The sequence below is a fragment of the Candidatus Marinimicrobia bacterium CG08_land_8_20_14_0_20_45_22 genome, assembly GCA_002774355.1.
Classification (GTDB): Bacteria; Fidelibacterota; UBA2242; order UBA2242; family UBA2242; genus 0-14-0-20-45-22.
In genome coordinates, this window is record PEYN01000054.1 from 1 (window position 1) to 1,151 (window position 1,151).

A 1,151-nucleotide genomic window follows, 5' to 3' on the forward strand; every position below is an offset into this window, starting at 1 on the left:
CGACGCCGGATCGCCTTTTGCCAGTAAAATATCGCCGGTTCGGAGACGGCATTGTTCGATAATTCGCGCATCGCGACCGATTGCTAAGGCTTGTTCATACAGCGAATTCGCGCCATCGAAATCCCGCAATACGAGAAATCGCAATTCCGCCAATCGAAAAAGCGCTTGCCCCGAATATGCGCTTTTCGGCATAGCAATAATCAGCGAATCGTAAATCGAAAATGCATTCTGTAAATGCGATCCGTCATCGGTGATATTCTGTACGAATTCCGTTTTAAAAAACACGTTCCCCGTGTAAAAATAATTCAGCGGATTCACGGTCTGTTGGGCTAAAACGGATTTTTCAACCGCATCTGCCAGTCCCAGCAATGCTTTTGGCTCGATCGGCTGAAATTCGCGTCGTTGAATAATCTCCGCATAGCACTTCTCTGCCTGCCGATATTCCCGATCATTGACCAGATCGTTCGTAAATTTCAGAATGTCGTTTCCCTTGAAACCTGTCATTGATTCAATTATTAGAACTTCATGCCAAGAGACCGCAAATCGCTTGAATTTGAAATTGAAATTGGCTCGAATCCGATGAAATTCGGCAACCATCGGCGAACTATTTATTTCTTTTACAATCAGCGAATCGATGGAATTATATAGAGTCGGTTCATTGGGAATTTTCATCAACTGGTTGCCGATCAGTCCGTAGTTCCTCGGATTGGCGCGTCCGTTAAGAAAGAACTCCTGCGTCGCTTTAGCATATTCGCCGCGCATTAGGAAATAATTCGCAATTTCCAGCGAAAACAGGTCGGGTTTTTGATGATAAACACGCGCGTTGTCAATGAGATTTTCCGCCTGTTCATATTGTCGAACGCCAACGAGAACGTTGAACAGCGTCTGATAAATTGATAGCGAGTAATGAAAACGTTCGAGACAATCTTTCCAATATGTAAATGCCTGTGCTGAGTCGCCCTTCGCGTAAAACAACCTTCCCAGATCGATTGCCACGCTCTCAAAATTCGGATTGGTGGAAAGAAAACGCCTGATGACTCGTTCGGCTTCCGGATAATTTTCTTTTTGGAACAACAGGTTCGCGTATCGTAAATAATAAGAGTAATTCCCAGGCTGAGAATCGACGAGAAACCGGTAGATTTCAAGCGCCT

At 44.8% G+C, this 1,151-nt stretch carries 1 protein-coding gene; it reads right to left on the minus strand.

All coding sequences use genetic code 11. The annotated features are described in order from the left end of the window. Window positions 1-1,151, minus strand: a 1,151-nt coding sequence (locus COT43_03605) for a hypothetical protein (GenBank protein PIS29539.1), incomplete at both ends; no start/stop codon positions are given.